Consider the following 24,644-nt stretch of genomic DNA (forward strand, 5'->3'; position numbering starts at 1 on the left):
GGAAGTACGGTCTCTGCCGGCGTCGGTGCAAGCGCTGCCACAGCAGGCTCGGAAGGACATGCGATGCCCCGGTCGTTGCAGGCAGTCCTGATCCTGGTTCGTGTGCTCGTCGTGGACACCCTGGTGGACGCGGCCAGGTTGCTGCGCGCGCTCGTGTTGTCGCTGTACGTCCGTACTGGCGGTGTCCACGTCTGACGCGGGCTCCTCGCCGTGCAGGTGCGGGTCGTTCTTGGCGGGAGCGCGGAGCTGGGTGGTGCAGCAGGGGGGCTGTCCTCTACCCGGCTGAACGGCCAGTCCGACTTCTGGCCGGGGGAAGGGGGTGAGGTCCTGTCAGTTCTGCTGCTTCGGGCTACCGCCTTCCGTTCTGTGGTGGTGAGCCGGGGACGCCCCCCTGTGCCTCGGGTGCGCCGGTGATGTGTCGCGGATGCCTCGGGAGAGTCGCGGATGACTCGTACACACCCGCGAAAACATCCCTGAAGCGTCCCTCGATGGGGGATGGTTGAGGGGTGCGGAAACTCTGGGTGTTCGGTGGCATCGGCGTCGGCATGGTCATGTGCTTCCTGGCGCTGCTCGTCGTCGGTACGTACTCGGCCGCCGCCGGACTTGCCGGGGCGGGCGGCGGTGGTGCCGTCGCGCTCGCCAAGGGCGCCGTTCCGGCGCGGTACCAGCCGCTCGTGCAGAAGTGGGGCGATCTCTGCCCCGCCATCAACCCCGCGCTGCTGGCCGCGCAGTTGTACCAGGAGAGCGGCTGGAATCCGCGGGCGCAGAGCCACGCCGCCGCGCAGGGCATCGCCCAGTTCATCCCTGGCACCTGGGCCACACACGGGATCGACGGCAACGGCGACGGGAAGCGGGACGTCTGGGACCCCGCCGACGCGATTCCCTCGGCGGCCTCGTACGACTGCGAGCTCGCCGGGTACGTGAAGAAGGTGCCGGGTGACCCGACGAACAACATGCTGGCCGCCTACAACGCCGGGGCCTACGCGGTGATCAAGTACGGCGGTGTCCCGCCTTACAAGGAGACGCAGAACTACGTCAAGATCATCCGCTCGCTGGAGAAGAGCTTCGCCCGGCCGGTCGGTCGTGTCGCGCCCTCCCGGCAGGCGGCCGGGGCCATCTACTTCGCGCAGAAGAAGCTCGGCACGCCGTATCTGTGGGGCGGCAACGGGACGCCCGAGCAGCAGGGGCGGTTCGACTGCTCGGGGCTGACCCAGGCGGCGTACCGGACCGTGGGCATCGAGCTGCCGCGCGTCGCCAACGACCAGTACAACGCGGGACCGCATCCCGCGCGGGACGAACTGCTTCCGGGGGACCTGGTGTTCTTCTCCGACGACCTGACCAACTCCCGGGCGATCCGGCATGTCGGGCTGTATGTCGGGGGCGGCTATATGATCAATGCCCCGTTCACGGGGGCGGTGATCCGGTTCGACAAGATCGATACGCCGGACTACTTCGGTGCGACCCGGGTCACCAAGGACGGGGCGGCTGCCCTGCCGACGGATCTGCCTCCGGGGTGAGACGGATTCCTCTCCAGGGGTCCGCTTCCGGAGGCCCGCCGCCACGGCTGACGTCCAGTCATCCGTGGCCGGAACTCTCCGTGAAGCCTGGGCCCTGAGCTGCGGCGACGAGTCACTCTTCGATAACGTCATGGTGATCATTCGGTGGAGAGCGGAACGCACGCGGCGGCCGGGCCGTTCCCTGGAGAGCACAGTGCAGTAGAAGCGGATCGCACCGAACACGGGGGTTCGACCACGGCGGCGCGCTCGGACGTGCGTCGCAGCAGATGATCCAGCAGATGAAGCAGCAGATGAAGCAGACAAGGCAAGGGGCCGCAGCAGATGGCTGGACTCGAACTCGACGGGTCGAACCCGGACGTCAGTCTGCTCTACGACATCAACGGGCTCGCGAAGGCCGCTCCGACCTGGTTCGACCGGACCATGGAGTTCGTCGGCGAGTACGGGATCATGTTCGGCCTGGTCCTGGTGGGCCTGTGGTGCTGGTGGAGCATGCGCAAGCGAGGGACGCTCGACGACTCGGTGACGGCTGCCGCCGCCATCGTCTGGGCTCCGCTCGCCGCCGCGATCGCGATCATCATCAACATCCCGATCCGCGGATTCGTCGAACGGCCTCGTCCGTTCAACGACCACGAAGGCCTTGAGGTCCTGATCCACGGCAAGACGGACTTCTCGTTCGTCAGTGACCACTCCACGCTGGCCATGGGCATCGCCGTCGGCATCTTCGTGGCGAACCGGAAGTTCGGCTTCATCGCGATCGGCCTCGCGCTCTTCGCGGGTGTCAGCCGGATCTACATGGGCGTCCACTACCCGACCGACGTGATCGGTGGGTTCGCCCTCGGTACGGCCGTCACCCTGCTCCTGGCGCCGCTCGCCATGGCGCTGCTGACTCCGCTGATGGCGGCGATCTCGCGTTCGCCGCGCGTCGGCTGGTTCGTCCGCTCCAAGAAGCTGTCCGTCGCGTACACCGATGAGCGCGGCGACGCGATGGGCATCCCCGAGCCGCGGCCCGGGGCCGGACGCGGCGACGCCGGGGAAAAGGATCTCGCCGCCTGACCCTCCGCTCGACCGTCAACTGCATGATCGTTTTGCCTCCGTTCCCCCAGGTGCTCAGAGCGCCTGGGGGAACGTGCGTGTAGGGGTACCCGGCGGTCTTGTACGGGTACCCGGCGGTCAGGCGGCGGCGAGGTGTTCGGCTGCGTCGGTACGGGCCCGGTCCCGGGACCTGCGCGCCGGGCCCGACCAGCCGCAGGTGCAGCGGGCCAGGCAGAACGAGCCGCGCTCGATTGTCGTGGCGCTGTGCCCCACCGATGACGGAGGGGGAGGGGGAGCGGGAGGGGAAGAAGGTGAAGGGGGCGCAGGGGGTGGGGAGTGCGCCGGTGGGGTGAGGGCGGGCCGGATCTGGGTGTGCGGGACGGTGGCGGTGCGAGCTGGGGCAGGGGGTTCCTCATGCACGTGACCACGGTACTGGCGGCGGCCGGTGAACGGAGGGCCGAGTACCGGCCGCCCTCCGTGCGCTCGCCGCGCATGACCCACCGGCTGCCCGCCCTGCGGCCGCCGCCCCGCATGACCCACCGGCTGCCCGCCCTGCGGCCGCCGCCCCGCATGACCCACCGGCTGCCCGCCCTGCGGCCGCCGCCCCGCATGACCCACCAGCCGCCCGCCGTGCGGCCGCTCCGCATAGCGCCCACCGGCTGCCCGCGTACCCGCCCCCGCCGCTCGTCGCGCCGGGGGCGGCGTGACGAGCGGCGCCGGTGGTCGTTATGCGAGGCGGGTGAGGGCTCGGGCCGGGCGGAAGTCGTTGGGGGTTGGCAGGCGATGGTGGTGCAGCAGTACAGGTACGGAGGCGGGGCCCGTGCTGCCTGCGCCCTCGCCGTGGCCGGGGTGATGGCGGTCACCGCCGGGTGCTCCAGTGGGGACGGCGGTGATGACGGGAGCGGCGCGGGTGACGGGTCCGGGCAGCGTGCCGTGGCCGCCGAGCGTCCGATCGATGTGCTCGGGCAGGCCGCGGACGCCCTCGTCGAGGCGGGCGGTGCGGAGGCCCGTACGTCGATGGAGACGGCGGTCGGCGGGACCCGGGTGACGATCCGGGGGCAGGGCGCGTACGACTTCCGTACGCAGCTGGGGCGGCTCAAGGTGGTGCTGCCCCAGGACGCGGCGGGCAAGGACGCGGCGGGCGAGGGCGGCCACCGGCCGATCACCGAGCTGCTGGCCCCCGGCGCGCTGTACATGAAGAACCGTGGCGCCGGGGTGCCCGACGACAAGTGGGTCCGGATCGACACGACCACGCTGAAGGACGGCAACCTCGTCACCGGTGGGGTCACCGATCCGATGGCCGCCGCCGAACTGCTGCGCGGGGCCGACCAGGTGACGTACGTGGGGAAGTCCGAGCTGGCCGGGGTGATGGTGCGTCACTACCGCGGCGTCGCGGACCTCGGGCGTGCCGCGCGGGATGCCTCTCCCCTGTCACGCGGGGCGTTGAGCGCGGCGGCGAAAGGGTTCAGCAACGATGCCGTCCCCTTCGACGCCTACTTCGACGAGGACGGCCGGCTGCGGAAGGTACGCCACCGCTTCAGCTTCTCCTCCGAGGCCGGGGGCCCTGAGGTGTCGGTCGTCTCGACGCTGCTGCTGTACGGGTTCGGGCTGCCCGTCACCGTCACCCTGCCGGACGACGACGACATCTTCACCGGCCAGATCCAGCAGGGTTGAGGGAAGGGGAGGGGAAGGGGGAGGCAGGGGGAGGGGCGGGTGGTGGCCCGTGGAGGGGTCTGGTGGGGCGGGGTGGCCGGTTGGGAGGGGGCCGAAATGGTCCGTCCGTGCCATGCGCGGTGCGTATCGCGATCCCTACGCTAGGAAGCCGGTATGTGTCGGGGCCCTGGTTGTCAGGGTCCCGGTTGCCGGGTCCCGGTTGCCGGGTCCCGGGCCTCAGGGGCGACGACGGCAGAGAGAGGTGACGCAGGTGGTGACGCTCAGCGCTCCGAACGCTCAGGACTGTGTGGCCCTCGCCGAGATCGAACTGTGTGGCGAGCTGATGATCGCCGCGTCGGCGGTGGCGGGCGAGGAACGCCTCAGCCCCGACCGTATCGACGAGGTGCTCAAGGTCCGGGACGAGTCGCTCGGTGTCCGGGGCAGGGACACGGAGTCCTGGACGGCGACCGTCCCCCGGCAGGCTGCTCGCCGGGGATGACCCCACGCCCGTGGCGCCGGGCGGACCGAACGCCCCTGGTGGCCTGTATACCCCGGGCAGCTCCTTCTGCCCCTGGCGGCCCGACGCCCCTAGTGGCCCGTGTGCCCCGGGCAACCCCGTATGCCCCCGGTGGCCCGTACGCCCCAGGTGCCCTGTATGTCCCGGGGTGGGGCGGGCGCGGGCTCCTCGTCCCGCCCACGCGGACCCGGCCCCCGCCCCGCCCCGCCTCACGTACGCAGCAGGCGGGCGATCGCCTTCGTGGCCTCTTCGACCTTCGCGTCGATCTCCTCGCCGCCCTTGACCGCCGCGTCGGCGACGCAGTGGCGCAGGTGCTCCTCCAGCAGCTGGAGGGCGAAGGACTGCAGGGCCTTCGTGGAGGCCGAGACCTGGGTGAGTATGTCGATGCAGTAGACGTCCTCGTCGACCATGCGCTGGAGGCCGCGGATCTGGCCCTCGATCCGTCGCAGCCGTTTGAGGTGTTCGTCCTTCTGGTGGTGGTAGCCGTGGATGCCGCGGTCGTGGTCGGTGACGACGTCCGCGGGGGCGGTCGCCTCGGGGTCAGGGGCCGCCGCGCCCGCCGATTCCGTCCCCGTGGTCCCGGTCGTGGTCATCTGCGTCCTCCGTCTGTCCTCGTGGGGCTTGTCCTCATGGGGCTCATGAGGACCGGGGCCCTGCGGTGCTGCGTAACCGCTCTGCCGTGCCGGCCTGCCGCGCCTGACGTCCTTATACCCCTGCCGGGTATATCGTACCGAATCCTGCCGAAACGTGACCGGGGGTCCGTACTGATCACTCTGTCCGATGGGCGACACTGAAGAACGCCGGTTAGCCGTGGCCGGATGATGCGCCTAGCATCAGCCTGACCGAACTCAATGCACCCGAGGACCCCACGTGCGCTTTCGTCTGACCCCCAGGGAGACGAGCTTCTACGACATGTTCTCCGCGTCCGCGGACAACATTGTCACGGGCTCGAAACTCCTGATGGAACTGCTCGGGGCGGATTCTGCCTCCCGAGTCGAGATCGCGGAGCGGATGCGGGCAGCGGAGCACGCGGGGGACGATGCCACCCACGCGATCTTCCACCAGCTCAACTCCTCCTTCATCACGCCGTTCGACCGCGAGGACATCTACAAGCTGGCGTCCTCGCTCGACGACATCATGGACTTCATGGAGGAGGCCGTCGACCTGGTCGTCCTCTACCAGGTCCAGGAGCTTCCCAAGGGCGTCGAGCAGCAGATCGAGGTGCTGGCCCGGGCGGCGGAGCTGACCGCCGAGGCCATGCCGGGGCTGCGGACCATGGACAACCTCACGGAGTACTGGATCGAGGTCAACCGGCTGGAGAACCAGGCCGACCAGATCCACCGCAAGCTGCTCGCCCACCTCTTCAACGGCAAGTACGACGCCATGGAGGTGCTGAAGCTCAAGCAGATCGTGGACGTGCTGGAAGAGGCGGCTGACGCTTTCGAGCACGTCGCCAACACCGTGGAGACCATCGCGGTCAAGGAGTCCTGAACCTCGTGGACACCTTTGCGCTGATCGTGACCATCGGTGTCGCGCTCGGATTCACGTATACGAACGGCTTCCACGACTCGGCGAACGCCATCGCCACCTCTGTCTCCACCCGGGCGCTGACCCCGCGTGCGGCCCTGGCGATGGCGGCGGTGATGAACCTCGCCGGTGCCTTCCTGGGCCAGGGGGTCGCCAAGACCGTCAGCGAAGGCCTCATCGCCACGCCCGTGGGGCAGAAGGGGATGGGCATCCTGTTCGCGGCGCTGGTCGGCGCGATCATCTGGAACCTCATCACCTGGTACTTCGGCCTCCCCTCCTCGTCCTCGCACGCCCTGTTCGGCGGGATGGTCGGGGCGGCGCTGGCCGGTGGTACGGATGTGATCTGGTCCGGGGTGCTGGAGAAGGTCGTCATCCCGATGTTCATCTCCCCGGTCGTCGGCCTGCTGGTCGGCTACCTGGTGATGGTCGGCATCATGTGGATGTTCCGGAACGCCAACCCGCACAAGGCCAAGCGCGGCTTCCGGATCGCGCAGACGGTCTCGGCGGCGGGCATGGCGCTCGGCCACGGTCTCCAGGACGCCCAGAAGACGATGGGCATCGTGGTGATGGCCCTGGTCATCGCCGATATCGAGGGCCCCAACGACGAGATCCCCATCTGGGTGAAGATCGCCTGTGCGGTGATGCTCTCGCTGGGTACGTACGCGGGTGGCTGGCGCATCATGCGGACCCTCGGCCGGAAGATCATCGAGCTGGACCCGCCGCAGGGCTTCGCGGCGGAGACGACCGGCGCGTCGATCATGTTCGGCTCGGCGTTCCTCTTCCACGCCCCGATCTCCACGACGCACGTCATCACCTCCGCGATCATGGGCGTCGGCGCCACGAAGCGGGTGAACGCCGTGCGCTGGGGCGTCGCGAAGAACATCATCCTCGGCTGGTTCATCACCATGCCGGCCGCGGCGCTGGTGGCCGCTCTCAGCTATGGAGCGGTGTTCCTGTTCTTCGGCTGAGCCGACCACGTGCGACGTGGACGTATACGTAGACGTGAAGGGGTCCGCCCCCGTTCTCCGAGGAGAACGGGGGCGGACCCTTTCGCCTTGTGGTGGCACCGCCATGCAGCACCGCAAGGCCGTCATGGGGGAGCGGATCAGCCGAAGCGGCCGGAGATGTAGTCCTCCGTGGCCTGGACCGACGGGTTGGCGAAGATGCGCTCCGTCTCGTCGATCTCGATGAGCTTGCCGGGCTGGCCCACGGCCGCCAGGTTGAAGAACGCCGTACGGTCCGAGACGCGGGCCGCCTGCTGCATGTTGTGCGTCACGATGACGATCGTGAAGCGCTCCTTCAGCTCGCCGATCAGGTCCTCGATGGCGAGGGTCGAGATCGGGTCGAGCGCCGAGCACGGCTCGTCCATCAGCAGGACCTGAGGCTCGACCGCGATGGCGCGGGCGATGCACAGTCGCTGCTGCTGGCCGCCGGAGAGGCCGGAGCCGGGCTTGTTGAGCCGGTCCTTGACCTCGTTCCAGAGGTTGGCGCCCTTGAGCGACTTCTCCACGACGTCCGTGAGCTCGCTCTTCTTGTACGTGCCGTTCAGACGCAGACCCGCCGCGACGTTGTCGAAGATCGACATGGTCGGGAAGGGGTTCGGGCGCTGGAAGACCATGCCGACGGTGCGGCGGACGGCGACCGGGTCGACGTCCCTGGCGTAGAGGTTCTCGTCGTCCAGCAGCACCTTGCCCTCGACGCGACCGCCGGGGGTCACCTCGTGCATGCGGTTCAGGGTGCGCAGGAAGGTGGACTTTCCGCAGCCGGACGGGCCGATGAAGGCCGTCACGGAGCGGGGCTCGACGGTCATCGAGATGTCGTCGATCGCACGGTGCGTGCCGTAGAAGGCGCTCAGCCCGCTGACATCGATGCGCTTGGCCATGGGGATCACTTCACTTTCGGTGGCCTCAGCGGCCGGTCTGCGGGGCCTTCCAGCGGGCGATGCCGCGGGCCACCAGGTTGAGGATCATGACGAAGGCGATCAGGACCAGGGCGCCTGCCCAGGCGCGGTCGACCGAGGCCGTCGTGCCGACGGAGTACTGCTCGTACACGTACAGCGGCAGTGACGACTGCGCTCCGTCGAAGGGATTCGGATTGATCAGCTTCGTGCCGAAGACGAGCAGCAGGACGGGGGCGGTCTCGCCGGTGATGCGGGCCACCGCCAGCATCACACCCGTCGTGATGCCGCCGATCGCCGTCGGCAGGACCACCTTCAGGATGGTGCGCCACTGGGGAACGCCCAGGGCGAGGGAGGCCTCGCGGAGCTCGTTCGGGACGAGCTTGAGCATCTCCTCGGTGGAGCGGACGATCACCGGCATCATCAGGATCGCGAGGGCCAGGGAACCGGCGAAGCCGGACGGGCCGAACCCGAGCATGAGGTTCCAGGTGGCGAGGACGAAGAGACCGGCCACGATCGACGGGATGCCCGTCATGACGTCGACGAAGAAGGTGACGGCCCGGGCCAGCCTTCCCCGCCCGTACTCGACCAGGTAGACGGCGGTCAGCAGGCCGATCGGGGTGGCGATGAGCGCCGCGATGGCCACCTGCTCGATGGTGCCGAGCAGGGCGTGGTAGACGCCGCCGCCCTCCTCGGTGTCGAGGAGGCCGCTCATCGAGTGCGTGAGGAAGTAGCCGTCGAGGACGGTGACGCCCTTGCTGAGGGTGATCCACGCGAGGGAGAGCAGCGGCACGATGGCCAGCAGGAAGCAGACCCAGACCAGGCTCGTGGCGACACGGTTCTTGCCCTGGCGGCTGCCCTCCACCTTCGCGGTGATGAGGTAGGTGGCGGCCACGAAGACCAGGGCGGAGATCATGCCCCACTGGGTGCGGCTGTCCAGCCCGGCCACGAACCCGATCAGGCAGCCGGTGGCCACCGAGCCGACGGCGATGGCCGCGGGGGCCCAGCGGGGCATCCTTGCGTGGGCGAGCGTGGCGTGCGACGGGGCGGCGACGGGGCGCTTTTCCTGGACGGTGTGGCTCATGCGTTGGCCCCCGAGTACTCCTTGCGGCGGGCGATGATCGCGCGGGCCGCGCCGTTGACCAGCAGGGTGATGGCGAAGAGGACCAGGCCGGAGGCGATCAGGGCGTCACGGCCGAATTCGTCCGCCTCGTTGAACTTCGCGGCGATGTTCTGGGCGAAGGTGCCGCCGCCCGGATCCAGCAGGTGTCCGGAGAGCACGAAGCTCGGGGAGAGGACGACGGCGACGGCCATCGTCTCGCCGAGCGCACGGCCCAGCCCCAGCATCGAGGCGCTGATGATGCCGGAGCGGCCGAAGGGGAGGACCGCCATCCGGATGACTTCCCAGCGGGTGGCACCGAGGGCCAGAGCGGCTTCCTCGTGCATCTTCGGCGACTGGAGGAAGACCTCGCGGGTGACGTTGGTGATGATCGGCAGGATCATGATCGCCAGCAGGATGCCGACGGTGAAGAGGTTGCGGGCGGCGCCCTCGCTGGTCCGCTCGAAGATGTAGGTCCAGCCGAGGTACTCGTCCAGCCACTTGTTCAGGCCGTCGAGGTAGGGCACGAGGAAGACCACGCCCCAGAGGCCGTAGATGATGCTGGGGACCGCGGCGAGCAGGTCCACCAAATACGCTATCGGGCCGGCCAGCCGGCGCGGCGCGAAGTGCGAGATGAACAGCGCGATGCCGATGGCGACCGGCACGGCCAGCACCATCGCGATGACCGAGCTGACGATGGTGCCGAAGGCGAGGACCGCGATACCGAAGACGGGCGGGTCGCCGGCCGGGTTCCACTCGAAGGTCGTGAGGAAGTTCGCCTCGTCCTTGGAGATCGCGAGGACGGTGCGGTAGCTGAGGAAGGCCGCGATGGCGGCCATGATCACCAGGAGGGTGATGCCGGACCCCTTGGACAGACCGAGGAAGATCCGGTCGCCGGGTCGGGCCTTGCCGCGGGGAGCGCCTGTGGGCTGCTCCGGTGGCGGCGCTTGCTTGGGTGCGGTTGCTGTTTCCATCTGATGTCTCCGGTCTGCGGAGCCGTACGGCTCCTGGCGGCGGTGCACCGGAAGGCGCGGCCGGCCCCCGGTCAGGGGGCCGGCCGCGGCCGGGTCAGGACAGGGTGGGGACGATCTCGCGGACCTTGGCCGCGATCTCGGCGGGCATCGGCGCGTAGTGCGCGTCGGTGAGGACCTTCTGGCCCTCGTCGCTGATCGCGTAGTTCAGGAACGCCTTGACGGAGGGCAGGGTCTCGGCCTTGTTGCCCTTGTCGCAGGCGATCTCGTACGTCACCAGGATGATCGGGTAGGCGCCCTCGGCCTTGGTCGCGTAGTCGAGCTCCAGGGCCACGTCGTTGCCGGTGCCCTTGACCTTGGCGGCGGCGATGGCCTTGGAGGCGTTCTCCGAGGTGGCCTCGACCGGGGCGCCGGCACCGGTGTCGATCTTGACGGTGGTCATGTCGCTGGCCGCGGCGTAGGAGAGCTCGAAGTAGCCGATGGCGCCGTTGATGTCCTTGACGGCGGAGGCGACGCCGGCCGAGCCGCTGGCCGCCTGGCCGCCCTTGGCCTCCCAGGACTTCGAGGAGGCGTCGAACTTCCAGTCGTCGGGGGCGGCGACGCTGAGGTACTTGTTCAGGTTCTGGGTCGTGCCCGACTCGTCCGAGCGGTGGAAGGCCTGGATCGCGGTGTCCGGCAGCTTCGCGTCCGGGTTGAGGTCGGCGATCGCCTTGTCGTTCCACTTGGTGATCTTCGTGTCGAAGATCTTGGCGAGGGTCGGGGCGTCGAGGACGAGCTCGTCGACACCGTCGAGCTTGAACCCGATGGCCACCGGACCGCCGACCATCGGCAGGTTGATGCCCTTGCCGCCGTCCGCGCAGATCTTCTGGGAGGCGGTGACCTCTTCGGGCTTCAGGGCGGAGTCGGAGCCCGCGAAGGCGACCTGGCCCTGGGTGAACTTGGTGATGCCGCCGCCCGAGCCGATGGGCTGGTAGTTGATCTCGACGCCGGCGCAGGCGGCCTGGAACTCCTTGACCCAGATGTCCATGGCGTTCTTCTGCGCGCTGGAGCCGGCGGCCAGGATCTGGCCCTTGGCGTCGTCGCACTTGACGTCCGAGGCGGCGGTCGACTTCTCGCCGCTTCCGGAGGCGCCTCCGCTGCTGTTGTCGTCCGAACCGCACGCCGTGAGGACCAGGGCGCCGGAGACGGCGAGGGCACCGAGCGCGGTGGCACGAAGCCGGTTCTTGCGCTGAAGCTTCACTTTCGGGTGTTCCTTCCAGGAGCCGCCGTGGTCAGTTCGTTCTACGACGGCGTGCGATGGGGAGGAGTGCTGTGGCTTGCCGCCGCGCACCTTGTACGTCCGAAATTAGGCAGAACAGGTGAAGCCGCCAACGGGGGAGAGTGAACGGCAGGTGAACCGTGTCGGGCAGGCGGGTGCGCGGCCGGGCCGGCCGGGGTGATGGTCGGGACGTGGACCAGGGCCTGATCAGGGCGCGGATCAGGGCGCGGCGAGGGTGTCCAGCAGCGCGGTCAGCTGCTGGACGTCCCGGGGCTGGGTGAGGCGGGCGCGGGCCGCCCCCGGGGTGAGCCACAGGAGGCGGTCCACCTCGTCGTTCGCCTCGAAGGCGCCGTCCGCCGCCTCGGCCGCCCAGTAGGCGACCTCCTTGGGGCGGCCGTCCACCAGGTAGCGGGCGGTGGGGAGCCGGGTGCCCGGGGTGCAGTGGTGACCGGTCTCCTCCAGCACCTCCCGTACGGCGGCGGCCAGCGGTTCCTCGCCGCGCTTCAGCTTGCCCTTGGGGAAGGACCAGTCGTCGTAGCGGGGCCGGTGGACGAGGCAGATCTCCACGCCGTCGCCGCCGGGGGCGCGGCGCCACAGGACGCAGCCCGCGGCGCGGATGGTGCCGGTCCGCGTGCGGGGCTTCGCGGAGGCGTGGCCCGGGGGGCCGGGGGGCTCTGCCCGGCTGTCGGTGGGGCTCATGGGGCCGTCATGGCCGCTGTGTACGGCCAGGTCTCCCGGAACACCGCCCGGGCCGCCTCCACCTCGTGCCGCTGGTCCGCGTGGAGGACGCCCAGCGCGTACGCCGTGGCCGGGGCGATCCGGGGGGTACGGGCCGCCGCGGCCGCCGCCGCGGCCGCCTCCACCGCGTCCCGGTGCAGGTCGAGGGCGTGCCCCGGGCCGGCCAGGGACGGGTCGGAGGTGCCCAGGACGACCTCGTGGGCGTACCGGTGCAGGCGCAGCAGCAGGCGGGCCTGGTGCCAGGGGCCGTCCTGCGCCTCGTTGTACGGCTCGGCCGCGTCGTCGGGCGGGAGGGCGGCCACCGCGGCCAGGAGGCGCTGCTCGGCGAGCTCGGCGGGTTCCAGGAGGGCTTCGGGGGCCCGGCTCGTGGTGCCGGGGGCCAGCGGGACGTCGGAGGCCAGCAGCGCCACCGCGTCGGCGACCGCGTGGAAGCGGGAGGAGCCCAGGGCCTGGAGGGCCGCGGAGTGCGCCCGGGTCCGGGCGAGGGTGAGGCGGCGTTCCAGCAGGGCGGCGGCCCGGGCCGCCCCGACCCCGAGCGCGGCGCGGCCCTGGGCGTCGGCGGCGTCGGGCGCGGCGGGTTTGCCGGCCCGGGCGGCCGGGAGGGTGACCCCGGAGAGCTGGTGCAGGGCCTCGACGAGCCGGGTCAGGCGGGCGGCGTAGGCGTGTTCGCGGGCGAGGAGTCCGGAGAGCCAGGCCAGTTCCGTACGGAGCTGATCGGCCCAGAGCGGGTCGAGCGCACCCCGGAAGGTGTGCAGCGAGCCGCTGATCCGGCGGGCCGAGCGGCGCAGTGCGCGGGCGGCCTCCTCGGCGTCGCGTCCGCCGGCGTCCGAGGGGGCGCTGTGCTCGTGGTGCAGCCGCAGACTCCGCAGGAAGTCCGCGGCCTGCGCCCGCAGGTAGGGCGCGAGAACGGCCTCGGTGGTGAGGTCCTCGGCCGGGTGGGGGGCCCTCGCCGCCTCCGGGCTCCCGGAAACGGCGGAGGCGGTCGTCTGCTGGTCAGGGCGTCGCACGCCGGCGCCTCCGGGCATCGATGAGCATCTCCTGGACGTGCCGCAGCGGCTGGCCGTCCGCGTCCGTGGCGTGCCGCGTCCAGTTGCCGTCGGGACCCAGGTGCCAGGAGGAGGTGGTATCGGCCATACCGGTCTCCAGGAGTCGGCTGAGCGCGGCGCGGTGGGCGGGGTCGGTGACCCGGACCAGGGCTTCGATCCGGCGGTCGAGGTTGCGGTGCATCATGTCGGCGCTGCCGAACCACACCTCGGGCTCGCCGCCGTTGCCGAAGGCGAAGATCCGGGAGTGTTCGAGGAAGCGGCCGAGTATGGAACGGACCCGGATGTTCTCGGAGAGGCCGGCGACGCCGGGGCGGATCGCGCAGATCCCGCGCACCCAGATGTCGACGGGCACGCCCGCCTGGGCGGCGCGGTAGCAGGCGTCGATGATCGCTTCGTCGACCATCGAATTGACCTTGAACCGTACGTAGGCGGGGCGGCCCGAGCGGTGGTGGGCGATCTCCTTGTTGATCCGGGCGATCAGCCCGTCGCGCAGGGACTTCGGGGCGACCAGGAGACGGCGGTAGGTCTCGCGGCGGGAGTAGCCGGAGAGCCGGTTGAACAGGTCGGAGAGGTCCGCCCCGACCTGCGGGTCCGCCGTGAGCAGGCCGAGGTCCTCGTACAGCCTGGCGGTCTTGGGGTGGTAGTTGCCGGTGCCGACGTGGGAGTAGCGGCGCAGCGTGTCGCCCTCCTGGCGGACGACGAGCGAGAGCTTGCAGTGGGTCTTCAGCCCGACGAGTCCGTACACGACATGGCAGCCGGACTCCTCCAGCTTGCGGGCCCACTTGATGTTGGCCTGCTCGTCGAAGCGGGCCTTGATCTCGACGAGGACGAGGACCTGCTTGCCGGACTCGGCCGCGTCGATCAGGGCGTCCACTATCGGGGAGTCGCCGGAGGTGCGGTACAGCGTCTGCTTGATGGCCAGCACGTCCGGGTCGCCCGCCGCCTGCTCCAGGAACGCCTGGACGGAGGTGGAGAACGAGTCGTACGGGTGGTGGAGCAGGACGTCCCGTTCGCGCAGGGCAGCGAAGATGTCGGGCGCGGAGGCGGACTCCACCTCGGCCAGGTCCCGGTGGGTGCCCGCGATGAACTTGGGGAACTTCAGCTCCGGCCGGTCCAGCGAGGCGATGGCGAAGAGTCCGGTGAGGTCGAGCGGTCCGGGCAGCGGGTAGACCTCCGCGTCGGACACCTTCAGCTCGCGGACCAGCAGATCGAGGACGTACGGGTCGATGGACTCCTCGACCTCCAGCCGGACCGGCGGGCCGAAGCGGCGGCGCATGAGCTCCTTCTCCAGCGCCTGGAGCAGGTTCTCCGCGTCGTCCTCCTCGACCTCCAGGTCCTCGTTCCTGGTGACCCGGAACATGTGGTGCGCCAGCACCTCCATCCCCGGGAACAGCTCCTCCAGGTGTGCCGCGATGACGTCCTCGATGGGCACGTACCGCTGCGGGGACGCCTCCAGGAAGCGGGTCAGCAGCGGCGGGACCTTGACGCGTGCGAAGTGCCGGTGGCCGCTGACCGGGTTGCGGACGACGACGGCGAGGTTGAGGGAGAGCCCGGAGATGTACGGGAAGGGGTGCGCGGGGTCGACGGCCAGCGGGGTCAGGACCGGGAAGACGCGCTGCCGGAAGAAGGTGAACAGCCGGGCCTGTTCCTTCTCGGTCAGGTCCGGCCAGCGGATCAGCTGGATGCCCTCGTCGGACAGGGCCGGGGCGATGTCCTGCTGGAAACAGGCCGCGTGCCGGGCCATGAGCTCGCGCGAGCGGGTCCAGATCAGGTCGAGGACCTCGCGGGGCTGGAGTCCGGAGGCGGAGCGGGTGGCGACGCCGGTGGCGATGCGGCGTTTGAGACCGGCCACCCGGACCATGAAGAACTCGTCGAGGTTCGAGGCGAAGATGGCGAGGAAATTAGCCCGTTCGAGGACGGGTGTGGCCGGGTCCTCGGCCAGCTCCAGCACACGTTCGTTGAACGCGAGCCAGCTGCGCTCCCGGTCCAGGAAGCGGCCCTGGGGCAGCTCGTCACCGTCCCGGTCGGGCTCGTACGCGTCCGCGTCGGCGTCGAGGTCGGGGTCCAGGTCGGCGGCGGTGGAGAAGCCGACCCCGTTGGACGCGGGGCCGGCCACGGCGTGCGGCCGGTGCGCGGCGAGCGAGCCGACGGACGGCTGGGCGGGCTGGACCGGGACCTCGGAGCTGGGCTGCTGGCTCATAGGCCCATTGTTCCGCGTGGAGGGCCCCTCGGTCGCGTCGGAGCCGGGAAAGATCGCGGAAGGCCCGGGAAACCCGAGGGCGCGGTCCGGGGTGCCTGGAGAGGCGCCGCCCCGGGCTCTCCCGTTGCGGCGGGGGGCGGGCACAGCTGGCTGCATTCCGCGAGGGTCGCAAGGGTGTCTGAATGGCCGGTAACGGCGACATGACGTCCAGGAAGCGGTGTGCCTGCGGATCGGACGCGGACGGGCCTGAATCGGGCCTGAGATCGGGCCTGCGGTGACCGTACGTGTTCGTCGTCCGGGCCCACCCCTCGTAGGGCCCGGACGACGGCTTCTGCCGGACGTCTCCGCTCAGCCGTGCAGACGGCGCAGGGCCCGGAAGGCGAGGAACACGGCGAGCGCGGCGAGGGCCAGCAGGATGCCGGTCTCGACGAGCTGGAGAGGCCAGTAGTGCGAGGCGGGGTGGTATTCGATGAAGTCGCTGACGGCGCCCCGGTCGCGCAGGCAGGCTTCGATGTGCTGCGCCAGGTCGCCGTCGTAGCCCTGCGCCAGGTCGGCGTCGTAGCAGTCCTGCCAGTACAGCCTCCTGCCCGACGCGGTGACCATGCCCGCATCGATGGACCAGTCCCCGGCGGAGAAGGACTGGAGAGCGTCCTGGTCCGTCCGGAACACGGTCGGCCACAGCTCGTACCGCCGCTTCTCCAGCCCGAACGCGACCGTCCAGAGGACGAGGGCGGTGAGGGACATGGACAGCAGGGTGCGACGGACGAGGACCGCGCACAGGGCGCCGACCGCCACGGCGAGCAGCACGTAGCCGAGGAGGGCGGGCCCGGTGCCGGGGAAGACGCCGGAGCCGTACCAGGTGATCCGGTGTGAGTACGGGTACCCCCTGAGCGCCCACAGGCCCCAGCGGTAGACGACGACCAGCACCGCCAGGCCGCTGACTCCCAGGGCGGCGGGCACCGCCAGCCGGGCGGCGAGCCAGCGGGCGGGGGAGACCGACTGGGCCCAGGCCAGCCGGAAGGTGCCGCTCTCCAGTTCACGGGCGATGAGCGGGCCCGCCACGAAGACGCCGACGAGCGCGGCCAGGAGGAGCAGCACCGTGCCGCCATCGGCGAGGAGGGTCTCGGTGGACGTACGGGCGTAGCTGGGCTGGTGGGCGGGGCCGCCGCACGGGGTGATGTCGCCGTCGGCGCACAGCTCCTTCGCGGACGCCATCCAGACACGGAGGGCCACGACGATGCCGATGCCGAGCACCAGCAGGCCGCCCGCCGCCCAGAGGGCCTTGCGGTGCAGGCGCAGCACCACGCGGGCGGACCCGCGCAGAGAGGTGCGGCCTGTGGTGGGGGCGCTCGTGGGGGGAGAGCTCATGGTGGAGACGCTCATGCCGACGCCACCGCCTCACGGGGCCCGCCGGGGACGGCGCTCGCGCTCGGGGTGAGCAGGGGCGGGGCGTCCGGTGAGCGGAGATGGGCGAGGAGCAGATCCTCCAGGGAGGGTTCCGTGACGGACCACAGGGAGTCGTCCACGGGGCCCTCCTTCCGTATCAGAGCGGTGAGCTGACGGCCCGTCGTGCGGGTTTCGACGGCGGTGTGCGGGGCCAGGTCGCGCCCTGCCTGCCCGGTGATCAGGGCGTGGGCGGAGACGATGTCCTCGGCCTCACCGCCGAGCCGGACGCGCCCGCCGTCCACGAACAGCAGGAAGTCGCAGGCGCCCTCCAGCTCGGTGAGGATGTGCGAGGACATCACGATGGTGGTGCCGTGCTCGGCGGTCTCCGCCATCAGGACGCCCATCAGCTCGTGCCGGGCCAGAGGGTCGAGGTCGGCCATCGGCTCGTCCAGCAGCATCAGTTCGGGTCGCTTGCCGAGCGCGAGGGCCAGGGCGAGCCGGGTGCGCTGTCCGCCGGAGAGCGTACGGACGCGGGCCTGCCGCGGCAGCGATCCGGCGATCCGGTCGGCGGTGGCACGGTCCCAGCGCCCCGGGTTCAGCTCGCCGCCCGCCCACAGCGTGTCGGCGACCGTGAGTTGCGGGTACAGCGGCTTGTCCTGGGGGACGTGAGCGATGCGCTCGCGTACGGCGGCGGGACCGGCGGGACCGGTGGAGCCGAGGACGGTCAGGGAGCCGGCGCTCGGCCGGGCTGCCCCGGCCGCCAGGTTCAGCAGGGTCGACTTCCCGGCTCCGTTGGGCCCTACGAGGGCGCAGACGCGTCCGGCGGGCAGCCGGAACGAGCAGTCGTGCAGGGCGCGGTGGCCCCTGCCCCCGCGCCCGTAGGCCATGCCGAGGCCGTGTGCCTCGATCGCGACGCCGGTCATCGTTCCTGTTCCCCCTCGTGCGAACTGTGCGTGCTGTGTGGACTACGCGTGCTGGGTGTGTTGTACGTGCCGTCCAGTACGGCGGTGACGAGTGCGGCGACGTCGTCCCGCTCCAGCCCGGCCGCCCGCGCCCGGCGGGCCCAGTCGGTGAGTTCGGTGCGCAGCGGCGCGTCGGCGGCGGTTGCCCCGGCCGCGCCGCCCAGCGTCCTGCGGACGAAGGTGCCGAGCCCGCGGCGGGCCTCGACGAGGCCTTCGCGCTCCAGCTCCCGGTACGCCTTGAGGACGGTGTTCGGGTTGATGGCGGTGGCCTCCACGACTTCGCGGGCGGTCGGTAGCCGGTCGCCCGGTTCGAGGACGCCCAGGCGCAGGGCCTGCTTCGTCTGCTGGACGATCTGGAGATAGGTGGCGACGCCGCTGCGCCGGTCGATACGGAACTCGACCGCTGCGGACTCGGCTGCCATGGACTGCACCACCCTTTCACTAATTGAGTAGTGAAAGGGTGGTGCAAAAGAGGGGCGGCGTCAAGTGACGCCGCCCCGGACAGGTCTGGCGGTGAGTCAGGACTCCGTGCGGTACATCAGATCCACCTCGTGCGTGGTGAAGCCCATCCGCTCGTACACCGTCACGGCCGCCGTGTTGTCCGCGTCCACGTAGAGCATCGCGGTGGGCAGCGCCTCGGAGGCCAGATGGTGCAGGCCGATCGCGGTCAGCGCCTTGCCGAGGCCGCCGCCCTGGGCGTCGGGCGCCACGCCGACCACGTACACCTCGCCGAGCTGCTCCTCGGCGTGCACCTTCGTCCAGTGGAAGCCGACGATCTCCCCGTCCCGCTCGGCCAGGAAGAAGCCCTTCGGGTCGAACCAGGGCTCCGCCTTGCGGTCGTCCAGGTCCTGCTGGGTCAGCGAGCCCTGCTCGGGGTGGTGAGCGAAAGCGGCGCGGTTCACCGCGAGCCAGGCTTCGTCGTCACGGCCCGGCTCGAAGGTCCGTACGGTGACGCCTTCGGGCAGTACGGGCTCCGCGAGGTCGAGGGGGGCCAGGCTCCGCCGGAGCTGGCGCAGTTCGCGGAAGAGGGAGAGGCCGAGGACCTGTGCCAGGTGGCGGGCCGCCGAGCTGCCGCCGTGCGCCCAGACCCGCAGCCGCTTGCCGGTCGCGGCCAGGAGGGCGGCGCCCAGGGCCCGGCCGTGCCCGCTGCCGCGCCGCGCGGGGTGGACGACCAGCTCGGCGGCCGGGGCCTCGACCGGGTCGACGTCCTCCAACTGGGCGTATCCGGCGAGCGCGCCGTCCACGGTGAGCAGGAAGTGCCGTACGCCGTCGCGGTGTCCGCCCCGGATCCGGAGCCGCCCCTGCTCGGAGACCGCCTGACGGCCGTCGGACCTGGCCGCCTCGGTGAGCAGGGCGAGGACGGCCTCTGCCTGGCCGGGGTCGAGTGCGTCGAGGGCCTGAATCTCACGTCCGGGGGCGGGGAGGGGTACGTCAGTCGTCATGAGGACGAGCGTACGGGGAGCGGGTGCGGGTGCGGGCGCTATGCCGGGGGTGTACGTCCCGGAGCCGGGACGGGAGGGCCCGGGCGGCCGGAGTGGTCGGGCGGCCGGTTCGTGGCGCCCGTTTGGCCGGATGGCAACCAGGTCGTAACCCCGAACACCTGTTGCGCTACGCGCGTTGACTCTAGGCTGCGGGACGCAGGATTCCCGACGTGCGCCGCTGCAAGTGACAACCAGTGACAGCTACGACAGCTACCGCAGCTGCGTCGGCTACGACACCGGTGGCACCGACGGCACCGACGGCGCACCTGTGAGACCACGACCACTGACACCACAAGGGGACCGATGTCAGCGACTCCGCAGAAGAACCGTGCGTCCCGGCGGGTGATCGCCGCCGCGGCCGGTCTGGCCACCGTGGGCGCGCTCATCGCCGCGATGCCGGCCGGCGCTCATGACCGGGGCAACGGCCACGGGCATGGACACGGCCACGGGCACGGCCACAAGCCCCGTACCGTCGACGTGCAGTTGCTGTCGTTCAACGACCTGCACGGCAACCTGGAGCCCCCGTCCGGCTCCGCCGGTACGGTCAAGAAGACGCACGCGGACGGCACGGTCGAGACGATCCCGGCCGGTGGTGTCGAGTACCTGGCGACCTCGCTGCGTACCGCGCGCAAGGGCAACCCGTACTCCGTCACGGCGGCCGGCGGCGACATGGTCGGCGCGAGCCCGCTGCTGTCGGGCCTCTTCCACGACGAGCCGACGATCGAGGCGCTCAACAAGCTGAAGCTGGACGTCTCGGCGGTCGGCAACCACGAGTTCGACGAGGGCGCCACCGAGCTGGCCCGCCTCCAGAACGGCGGCTGCCACCCGGTCGAGGGCTGCTACAAGAAGGGCGAGAAGTTCAAGGGAGCGGACTTCCCCTACTTGGCGGCCAACGTCACCAAGGAGAAGACCGGCAGGCCGCTGCTGAAGCCGTACACGATATGGAAGAAGAAGGGCGTCAAGATCGGCTTCATCGGCGTCACCCTGGAGGGTACGCCGGACATCGTCACCGCGAACGGCGTCAAGGGCCTCAAGTTCCACGACGAGGTCAAGACGATCAACAAGTACGCCAAGGAGCTGGACCGCAAGGGCGTCAAGTCCATCGTGGCCCTGATCCACGAGGGCGGAGCCCCGGCCTCGACCTCGTACAACTACGACTGCGACAGCCCCGGCGCGGGCGACGGCATCTCCGGTCCGATCGTCGACATCGCCAAGGGCATCACGCCGAAGGTGGACGCCCTGGTCACGGGCCACACCCACCAGGCGTACGTCTGCACGATCCCCGACCCGTCGGGCAAGCCGCGCATGGTCACCTCGGCCTCGTCCTTCGGCAAGCTCTACACGGACACCACGCTCACCTACGACCGCCGCACCAAGGACATCGTCCGTACGTCGGTGAAGTCCGCGAACCACGTGGTGACCCGGGACCAGCCCAAGGCCGCCGACATGACGCGCCTGATCGACCGCTGGAACAAGCTCGCCGCCCCGGTCGCCAACAAGGCGCAGGGCTGGATCACCGCCGACATCAACGGCCGCGGCTCCACGGCCCCCGAGAAGCCGCTCGGCAACGTCATCGCCGACGCCCAGCTCGAAGGCCTCGCCCCGGCGGACAAGGGCGGCGCGGAAGTCGCGTTCATGAACCCGGGCGGTATCCGCTCGGACCTCGTGTACGAGGCGTCCGGCAGTGAGGGCGACGGGGTCGTCACGTACGGCGAGACGTTCACCGTCCAGCCGTTCACCAACATGATGAACGTCGTCGACCTGACCGGCGCCCAGCTGATCACCGCCCTCCAGCAGCAGGTCAGCGGTGCCAACGAGGCCAGTCCGAAGATCCTCCAGGTCTCCAAGGGCTTCACCTACACCCTGGACCTGACGAAGAGCGGCGCGGACCGCGTGGTCGCCGACACCATCGAGCTGAACGGCGAGGCGATCGACCCGGCGCGCACCTACCGTGTCGCGATGAACGAGTTCCTCGCGGGCGGCGGCGACGGCTTCCCGGCCCTGGGCCAGGGCACGAACAAGCTGGTCGGCGCGTCCGACCTGGACCTGTTCAACGCCTACCTGGCTGCCCACGCCACGGCCTCGTCCCCGCTGGCGCCGCCGGCTACGGACCGGATCACGGTCGTCGAGTAACTACCTGACCTCTGGCGCATGAGGGGCGGTGGGCCTTCGGGCCTGCCGCCCCTTTGCGCTGTGCGGAGAGGGGCGGGCGCCGGGCGACGGCGCTTGCGGAGCCTGGGCGTCCGAGACGGTGCGGCAGGCGCGGCAGCGGCCGTCGGGCAGGAGGACGAAGTCGTCGCCGCGCCACGGATGCTGGTTCGGAGCGGTCCGCACGGATGCTGGTTCGGAGCTGGCCGCTTGCCCAGCAGGGAGTCGCCATCGGGTGTGGAGCCGGAGACGCGGGCGCGCGCGGGGCAGGCTTGGGGTGCTCATCACCCACCGACGACTCGGCGCGCTATGCGGGCCGTCGTGTGGGCGCAACACCAGCCCGGCTACTTCCCGACGGTGAAATACTGCTGGGTGGGGAGGGTCAGTTTGAACACCATCCCGTACTCGCGGCGCAGATCAGCCACGCTGGTGGACGGCGGCTCGTGCAGGCAACGCCGCATCGTCGGGCCAGGGGATGCACACGGGCGCGGTTCTTCGATCAGTTCGCGGGTGTCTCCGCTGCGTACCTGGTCCCAGGTGAGCCTGATCGTGGCTGCCGCGAAGAGTTCTCTCGGCTCGCCGGTCCCGGTCCCTTGCGGGTCGCCCGTCTTTCCCCGGTAGTAGTCGACGACTTTGCGCGCGTACTGGAAGTCGTGGGCGAAAGGGATGGGGGATTCGGCGCGGTCTCCTGCGGTGAGGATGCCGTCGATGGTCTCGGCCGTACGGTGGGGGTCAGCGCCGAAGTAGGCGGTGACGCGCATGGTGCAGTTGACCTTGTACTGGTCGTCACCCGTTACGAAGAACCACTCCTTCGCCTGCCCTCCCACGCATACGTCCTCCAGTACAACCAGCCCGAGTGTGAGCGGGGTGTCGGTGTCCCAGGCGGCGACGGACTTCCGGCTCCAGGATTCGGATTCCTGCCGTGCCTTCACGGCCTCCGGGCTGTCGGCGAGCCTGCGCACGGTCTTCTCGCTGGTCGCGCCCCCGCATGCTGTGAGAGCCAGCACCAGGACGACATTGAGATTGAGAGGGAGGAAGAGGGCGCGGCGTATGCGGGACCTCTTCTGTCGTCGTGGAACAGAGGTTCCGTGCCAGGCCGCAGCGGCAGAAGCCAGAAGCACAGCCAGGGCGAGCAACGCGATCCATGCGGTGGTGATCATGGTGGCCATGGTTGGTCAGCGGAATGGACCGCTGCTACCCGCACAGCTACTCAAATACCCCAGGGGGCGCGGAAGCGCTTCTGGCACTGCGGCGGCCACGACATCGGGCAGTCCCGTACCTCAGGCGACACGAACCACGGTGACGAACTCCCAGCCCGGGCCCACCGCCCAACCCTCGCCCCGAGCATGGCCGACAGCGTCGCTGCACCTCATGGCGTCAGCCGCCGTAAGTGTGGATTCCGGGAGGTACTTCACCGCTCGCTCAGGTCGGGAACTCCCCGCACCAGGCCCGGCTGATCAGGTGCTTCGGCAGGCGAGGCAGCGTCGCGTCCACCGGGAAGTCGCCGTCGTGGGCGAGGCAGGCCAGGGCCAGGGGGCCCAGGGCCACGTGGGCGCGGGGGTCAGGGGAGGCGGTCCAGTAGCGGTCGTGGTGGGTCACCGACTCCGTGAGGGTCTCCGCGAACGCCCCGTGGTTGCGGGTGATGAGGCGGTGGAAGAGGGCGGCGGGCTGGTGGTCGATCAGGTTCAGCAGGTCGGGTGCGGTGCGCGTCGCGACCTTGGGGTCGGACGTCTCCATCGTGGCGATGAGCTTCTGGACGACGTCGTCCAGGGACTGTCCGAGCCAGTAGGTCTGGAGGGTCTCGATCCAGTGGAACAGGTACGCGTCCTGGGACGGATCGGCCTGGCGCAGGTCGTTCAGGGGGACGTGCGCCAGCCGGGACAGGCGGTCCCCCTCGCGGCAGACCAGGGCGAACCAGAAAGCGGTCAGCCAAGTGCGGCCGTTCGCGTGCGGGGACGGGCCGGTGGCGGGCAGGGCGATCACGCGGTCGCCGACGCGGCACGCCACCTCGCCCTCGCGGGCGACCGAGGTGGCGAACAGCGCGTCGCCCAACTGCATCGCGAGGACCCAGGCCTCCCACGTCTCCAGTTCCGCCGCGTCGGGGTCGTCCGCGCAGCGTGCGTGCGCGTGTGCCACCGCCGCGTCGAACGCCTCGGGGAGCCCGGCCGGGTCCTGGGGCAGCTTGTCCGTCAACCCCCGCAGTTCTGCGTGAAGTTCGCCGGCGGATGGCGTTGCTGCCGCTGCGGGCTGCTCCGCGTGCAGGCTCCGCATCAGGTCCATCAGCTCCGGCGGTGGTACGACCCGCATCGCCCGGGTCTGCTCGTCGAACGACGTCAGGCAGACCAGCTCGTCCCGCCGCCACCAGTACAGCAGCGGGTTGAGCGAGCCCGGCCCGTCCTCGTACGCGCCCAGGGCGTACATCCCCAGGTCGTTGACCGCGCCCACCGCAGTGGCGTCAACGATGGGGTGGAACGCCAGCAGGTGCCGGGTCGGTACGACGACGAGCGCCCCGGCCTCCGGGAGGTCGCGGCCCGTGAGGGCGCGGGCCAGGTCCGCCAGGACGAGGGCCTTGCTCGCCACGAAGTGGGAGTCGCCGTGCACCGAGTGCAGGAGCGCGCCCGACGGCGTACGGATCTCCTCGTGCTCCACCGGTTCGGCCAGCAGGTTCGCCCGGCCCGCCGCCTTCAGCGCGTCCAGACCCGCACGTTCGACGTCGGCGTCGGTGAGCATCCGTACGGTGTCGGGGGCGTCCAGGGCGAGGACGGTCATCAGGTGGTCGGCGGGCTGCCAGGCGTAGCGGAAGCCCGCCCGCTCGTCCGCCGCGAGCGCCTCGGTGGGCAGCAGGCGCAGTACCGTCCGGCTCAGCAGCTCCTCGGCGCTCTCGCCGCCCTGGGAGACCGTGTCCAGGGAGGTGAAGTGCTCCGCTATCACCGTCGGCCAGAGCTCGGGGGCTGCTGCCCGGCACCGGTGGGCCAGGGTGGTGAGGGCGTGCGTGGAACGCTCACGTACGGCCGTCGCTCCGTCCACCCGGGGGTGTGCGCCGTCCCGCGCGGACAGGTCGTCGGCCACGAGGCAGCGCAGGCGGTCGGCCTGGGCAGTGGTCAGCATGGGCAGGTGGGCGTCGGGTGCACTCGCGGGTGCGGTGGCGTTGTCGTTGTCGTGGGTCACCCGGAAACCCTACTGAGCGCGGCTCCCCGGGCCGCAAAGCCGTC

Annotated in this window: 22 protein-coding genes; 8 read left to right on the forward strand and 14 right to left on the reverse strand. The window is 70.6% G+C overall.

Annotated elements, in window-relative coordinates; all coding sequences use genetic code 11:
* The first annotated feature begins 63 nt into the window (after positions 1 to 63).
* From RI138_RS17590 to RI138_RS17610, 5 genes are all read left to right on the forward strand, one after another.
* Entirely contained in the window at positions 64 to 195 is a 132-nt protein-coding gene (locus tag RI138_RS17590) for a hypothetical protein (protein WP_311120698.1), read from the forward strand.
* Between the two features lie 326 nt (positions 196 to 521).
* On the forward strand, positions 522 to 1,517 hold the full coding sequence (locus RI138_RS17595; RefSeq protein WP_398864295.1) for a C40 family peptidase: 996 nt from the start codon (positions 522 to 524) through the stop codon (positions 1,515 to 1,517).
* 321 nt (positions 1,518 to 1,838) lie between these two features.
* Positions 1,839 to 2,570 (forward strand): phosphatase PAP2 family protein, encoded by a 732-nt coding sequence (locus tag RI138_RS17600; RefSeq protein WP_311120700.1) that lies wholly within the window; start codon positions 1,839 to 1,841, stop codon positions 2,568 to 2,570.
* Positions 2,571 to 3,332: 762 nt separating this feature from the next.
* Positions 3,333 to 4,223, forward strand: a complete 891-nt coding sequence (locus RI138_RS17605; RefSeq protein ID WP_311120701.1) for a hypothetical protein — start codon at positions 3,333 to 3,335, stop codon at positions 4,221 to 4,223.
* 241 nt (positions 4,224 to 4,464) lie between these two features.
* A complete protein-coding gene (locus RI138_RS17610; RefSeq protein WP_311120702.1) occupies positions 4,465 to 4,701 on the forward strand; it encodes a hypothetical protein in 237 nt (78 codons plus the stop codon).
* Between the two features lie 227 nt (positions 4,702 to 4,928).
* Here RI138_RS17610 and RI138_RS17615 read toward each other — a convergent pair whose 3' ends face one another.
* On the reverse strand, positions 4,929 to 5,312 hold the full coding sequence (locus RI138_RS17615; RefSeq protein WP_096632299.1) for a metal-sensitive transcriptional regulator: 384 nt from the start codon (positions 5,310 to 5,312) through the stop codon (positions 4,929 to 4,931).
* A 277-nt stretch (positions 5,313 to 5,589) separates the two neighbouring features.
* Between RI138_RS17615 and RI138_RS17620 the strand changes: the two genes are divergently transcribed.
* Positions 5,590 to 6,210, forward strand: coding sequence for a DUF47 domain-containing protein (locus RI138_RS17620; protein ID WP_069740154.1), 621 nt, complete (start codon positions 5,590 to 5,592; stop codon positions 6,208 to 6,210).
* Positions 6,211 to 6,215: 5 nt separating this feature from the next.
* Entirely contained in the window at positions 6,216 to 7,214 is a 999-nt protein-coding gene (locus RI138_RS17625) for an inorganic phosphate transporter (RefSeq protein WP_311120703.1), read from the forward strand.
* Positions 7,215 to 7,351: 137 nt separating this feature from the next.
* On the opposite strand, the gene pstB is transcribed toward RI138_RS17625, so the two are convergent.
* The 11 genes from pstB to mshD all read right to left on the reverse strand — a co-directional run bounded on the left by pstB (position 7,352) and on the right by mshD (position 19,245).
* Positions 7,352 to 8,128, reverse strand: a complete 777-nt coding sequence (gene pstB / locus RI138_RS17630; protein ID WP_311120704.1) for a phosphate ABC transporter ATP-binding protein PstB — start codon at positions 8,126 to 8,128, stop codon at positions 7,352 to 7,354.
* Positions 8,129 to 8,153: 25 nt separating this feature from the next.
* Positions 8,154 to 9,227 (reverse strand): phosphate ABC transporter permease PstA, encoded by a 1,074-nt coding sequence (pstA, locus tag RI138_RS17635; RefSeq protein ID WP_311120705.1) that lies wholly within the window; start codon positions 9,225 to 9,227, stop codon positions 8,154 to 8,156.
* On the reverse strand, positions 9,224 to 10,216 hold the full coding sequence (pstC, locus tag RI138_RS17640; RefSeq protein WP_311120706.1) for a phosphate ABC transporter permease subunit PstC: 993 nt from the start codon (positions 10,214 to 10,216) through the stop codon (positions 9,224 to 9,226). Before pstC ends, pstA begins: the two co-directional genes overlap by 4 nt.
* Positions 10,217 to 10,310: 94 nt before the next feature.
* Complete coding sequence (gene pstS / locus RI138_RS17645) at positions 10,311 to 11,453, reverse strand: phosphate ABC transporter substrate-binding protein PstS (RefSeq protein WP_311120707.1); 1,143 nt, start codon at positions 11,451 to 11,453, stop codon at positions 10,311 to 10,313.
* A 237-nt stretch (positions 11,454 to 11,690) separates the two neighbouring features.
* On the reverse strand, positions 11,691 to 12,170 hold the full coding sequence (locus RI138_RS17650; RefSeq protein WP_311120708.1) for an NUDIX hydrolase: 480 nt from the start codon (positions 12,168 to 12,170) through the stop codon (positions 11,691 to 11,693).
* Positions 12,167 to 13,216: a CHAD domain-containing protein gene (locus tag RI138_RS17655; protein ID WP_398863194.1), complete on the reverse strand. Its 1,050-nt coding sequence runs from the start codon at positions 13,214 to 13,216 to the stop codon at positions 12,167 to 12,169. The genes RI138_RS17650 and RI138_RS17655 overlap by 4 nt, the downstream gene beginning before the upstream one ends.
* Positions 13,203 to 15,455 carry an RNA degradosome polyphosphate kinase gene (locus tag RI138_RS17660; protein ID WP_096629861.1) on the reverse strand — a complete coding sequence of 751 codons (2,253 nt, stop codon included), beginning with the start codon at positions 15,453 to 15,455 and terminating at the stop codon, positions 13,203 to 13,205. Before RI138_RS17660 ends, RI138_RS17655 begins: the two co-directional genes overlap by 14 nt.
* 348 nt (positions 15,456 to 15,803) lie before the next feature.
* Positions 15,804 to 16,823 carry an ABC transporter permease gene (locus RI138_RS17665; protein ID WP_311120710.1) on the reverse strand — a complete coding sequence of 340 codons (1,020 nt, stop codon included), beginning with the start codon at positions 16,821 to 16,823 and terminating at the stop codon, positions 15,804 to 15,806.
* Positions 16,824 to 16,834: 11 nt separating this feature from the next.
* Positions 16,835 to 17,764 (reverse strand): ABC transporter ATP-binding protein, encoded by a 930-nt coding sequence (locus RI138_RS17670; RefSeq protein ID WP_311120711.1) that lies wholly within the window; start codon positions 17,762 to 17,764, stop codon positions 16,835 to 16,837.
* The gene (locus RI138_RS17675) at positions 17,761 to 18,225 is read right to left on the reverse strand and encodes a GntR family transcriptional regulator (protein ID WP_311120712.1); all 465 of its coding nucleotides are present in this window, start codon (positions 18,223 to 18,225) and stop codon (positions 17,761 to 17,763) included. The genes RI138_RS17670 and RI138_RS17675 overlap by 4 nt, the downstream gene beginning before the upstream one ends.
* Before the next feature lie 96 nt (positions 18,226 to 18,321).
* Positions 18,322 to 19,245: a mycothiol synthase gene (gene mshD, locus RI138_RS17680; protein ID WP_311120713.1), complete on the reverse strand. Its 924-nt coding sequence runs from the start codon at positions 19,243 to 19,245 to the stop codon at positions 18,322 to 18,324.
* Positions 19,246 to 19,587: 342 nt separating this feature from the next.
* Between mshD and RI138_RS17685 the strand changes: the two genes are divergently transcribed.
* Entirely contained in the window at positions 19,588 to 21,417 is a 1,830-nt protein-coding gene (locus RI138_RS17685; protein WP_311120714.1) for a bifunctional metallophosphatase/5'-nucleotidase, read from the forward strand.
* A 359-nt stretch (positions 21,418 to 21,776) separates the two neighbouring features.
* On the opposite strand, the gene RI138_RS17690 is transcribed toward RI138_RS17685, so the two are convergent.
* Both RI138_RS17690 and RI138_RS17695 read right to left on the reverse strand, forming a co-directional pair.
* Positions 21,777 to 22,592, reverse strand: a complete 816-nt coding sequence (locus tag RI138_RS17690) for a hypothetical protein (protein WP_311120715.1) — start codon at positions 22,590 to 22,592, stop codon at positions 21,777 to 21,779.
* Positions 22,593 to 22,854: 262 nt separating this feature from the next.
* On the reverse strand, positions 22,855 to 24,600 hold the full coding sequence (locus RI138_RS17695) for an immunity 49 family protein (protein WP_311120716.1): 1,746 nt from the start codon (positions 24,598 to 24,600) through the stop codon (positions 22,855 to 22,857).
* Positions 24,601 to 24,644: the final 44 nt, after the last annotated feature.

It is taken from the genome of Streptomyces durocortorensis, assembly GCF_031760065.1.
In the GTDB taxonomy this organism is placed as follows: domain Bacteria; phylum Actinomycetota; class Actinomycetes; order Streptomycetales; family Streptomycetaceae; genus Streptomyces.

What these genes read in the sequence shown, in the direction of transcription:
- RI138_RS17590 (WP_311120698.1), top strand. Translation starts at nt 64, where the DNA reads ATGCCCCGGTCGTTGCAGGCAGTCCTGATCCTGGTTCGTGTGCTCGTC.
- RI138_RS17600 (WP_311120700.1), top strand. Translation starts at nt 1,839, where the DNA reads ATGGCTGGACTCGAACTCGACGGGTCGAACCCGGACGTCAGTCTGCTC.
- RI138_RS17605 (WP_311120701.1), top strand. Translation starts at nt 3,333, where the DNA reads ATGGTGGTGCAGCAGTACAGGTACGGAGGCGGGGCCCGTGCTGCCTGC.
- RI138_RS17615 (WP_096632299.1), bottom strand. Translation starts at nt 5,312, where the DNA reads ATGACCACGACCGGGACCACGGGGACGGAATCGGCGGGCGCGGCGGCC.
- pstB (WP_311120704.1), bottom strand. Translation starts at nt 8,128, where the DNA reads ATGGCCAAGCGCATCGATGTCAGCGGGCTGAGCGCCTTCTACGGCACG.
- pstA (WP_311120705.1), bottom strand. Translation starts at nt 9,227, where the DNA reads ATGAGCCACACCGTCCAGGAAAAGCGCCCCGTCGCCGCCCCGTCGCAC.
- pstC (WP_311120706.1), bottom strand. Translation starts at nt 10,216, where the DNA reads ATGGAAACAGCAACCGCACCCAAGCAAGCGCCGCCACCGGAGCAGCCC.
- RI138_RS17650 (WP_311120708.1), bottom strand. Translation starts at nt 12,170, where the DNA reads ATGAGCCCCACCGACAGCCGGGCAGAGCCCCCCGGCCCCCCGGGCCAC.
- RI138_RS17660 (WP_096629861.1), bottom strand. Translation starts at nt 15,455, where the DNA reads ATGAGCCAGCAGCCCAGCTCCGAGGTCCCGGTCCAGCCCGCCCAGCCG.
- RI138_RS17665 (WP_311120710.1), bottom strand. Translation starts at nt 16,823, where the DNA reads ATGAGCTCTCCCCCCACGAGCGCCCCCACCACAGGCCGCACCTCTCTG.
- RI138_RS17670 (WP_311120711.1), bottom strand. Translation starts at nt 17,764, where the DNA reads ATGACCGGCGTCGCGATCGAGGCACACGGCCTCGGCATGGCCTACGGG.
- RI138_RS17675 (WP_311120712.1), bottom strand. Translation starts at nt 18,225, where the DNA reads ATGGCAGCCGAGTCCGCAGCGGTCGAGTTCCGTATCGACCGGCGCAGC.
- mshD (WP_311120713.1), bottom strand. Translation starts at nt 19,245, where the DNA reads ATGACGACTGACGTACCCCTCCCCGCCCCCGGACGTGAGATTCAGGCC.
- RI138_RS17685 (WP_311120714.1), top strand. Translation starts at nt 19,588, where the DNA reads ATGTCAGCGACTCCGCAGAAGAACCGTGCGTCCCGGCGGGTGATCGCC.
- RI138_RS17690 (WP_311120715.1), bottom strand. Translation starts at nt 22,592, where the DNA reads ATGATCACCACCGCATGGATCGCGTTGCTCGCCCTGGCTGTGCTTCTG.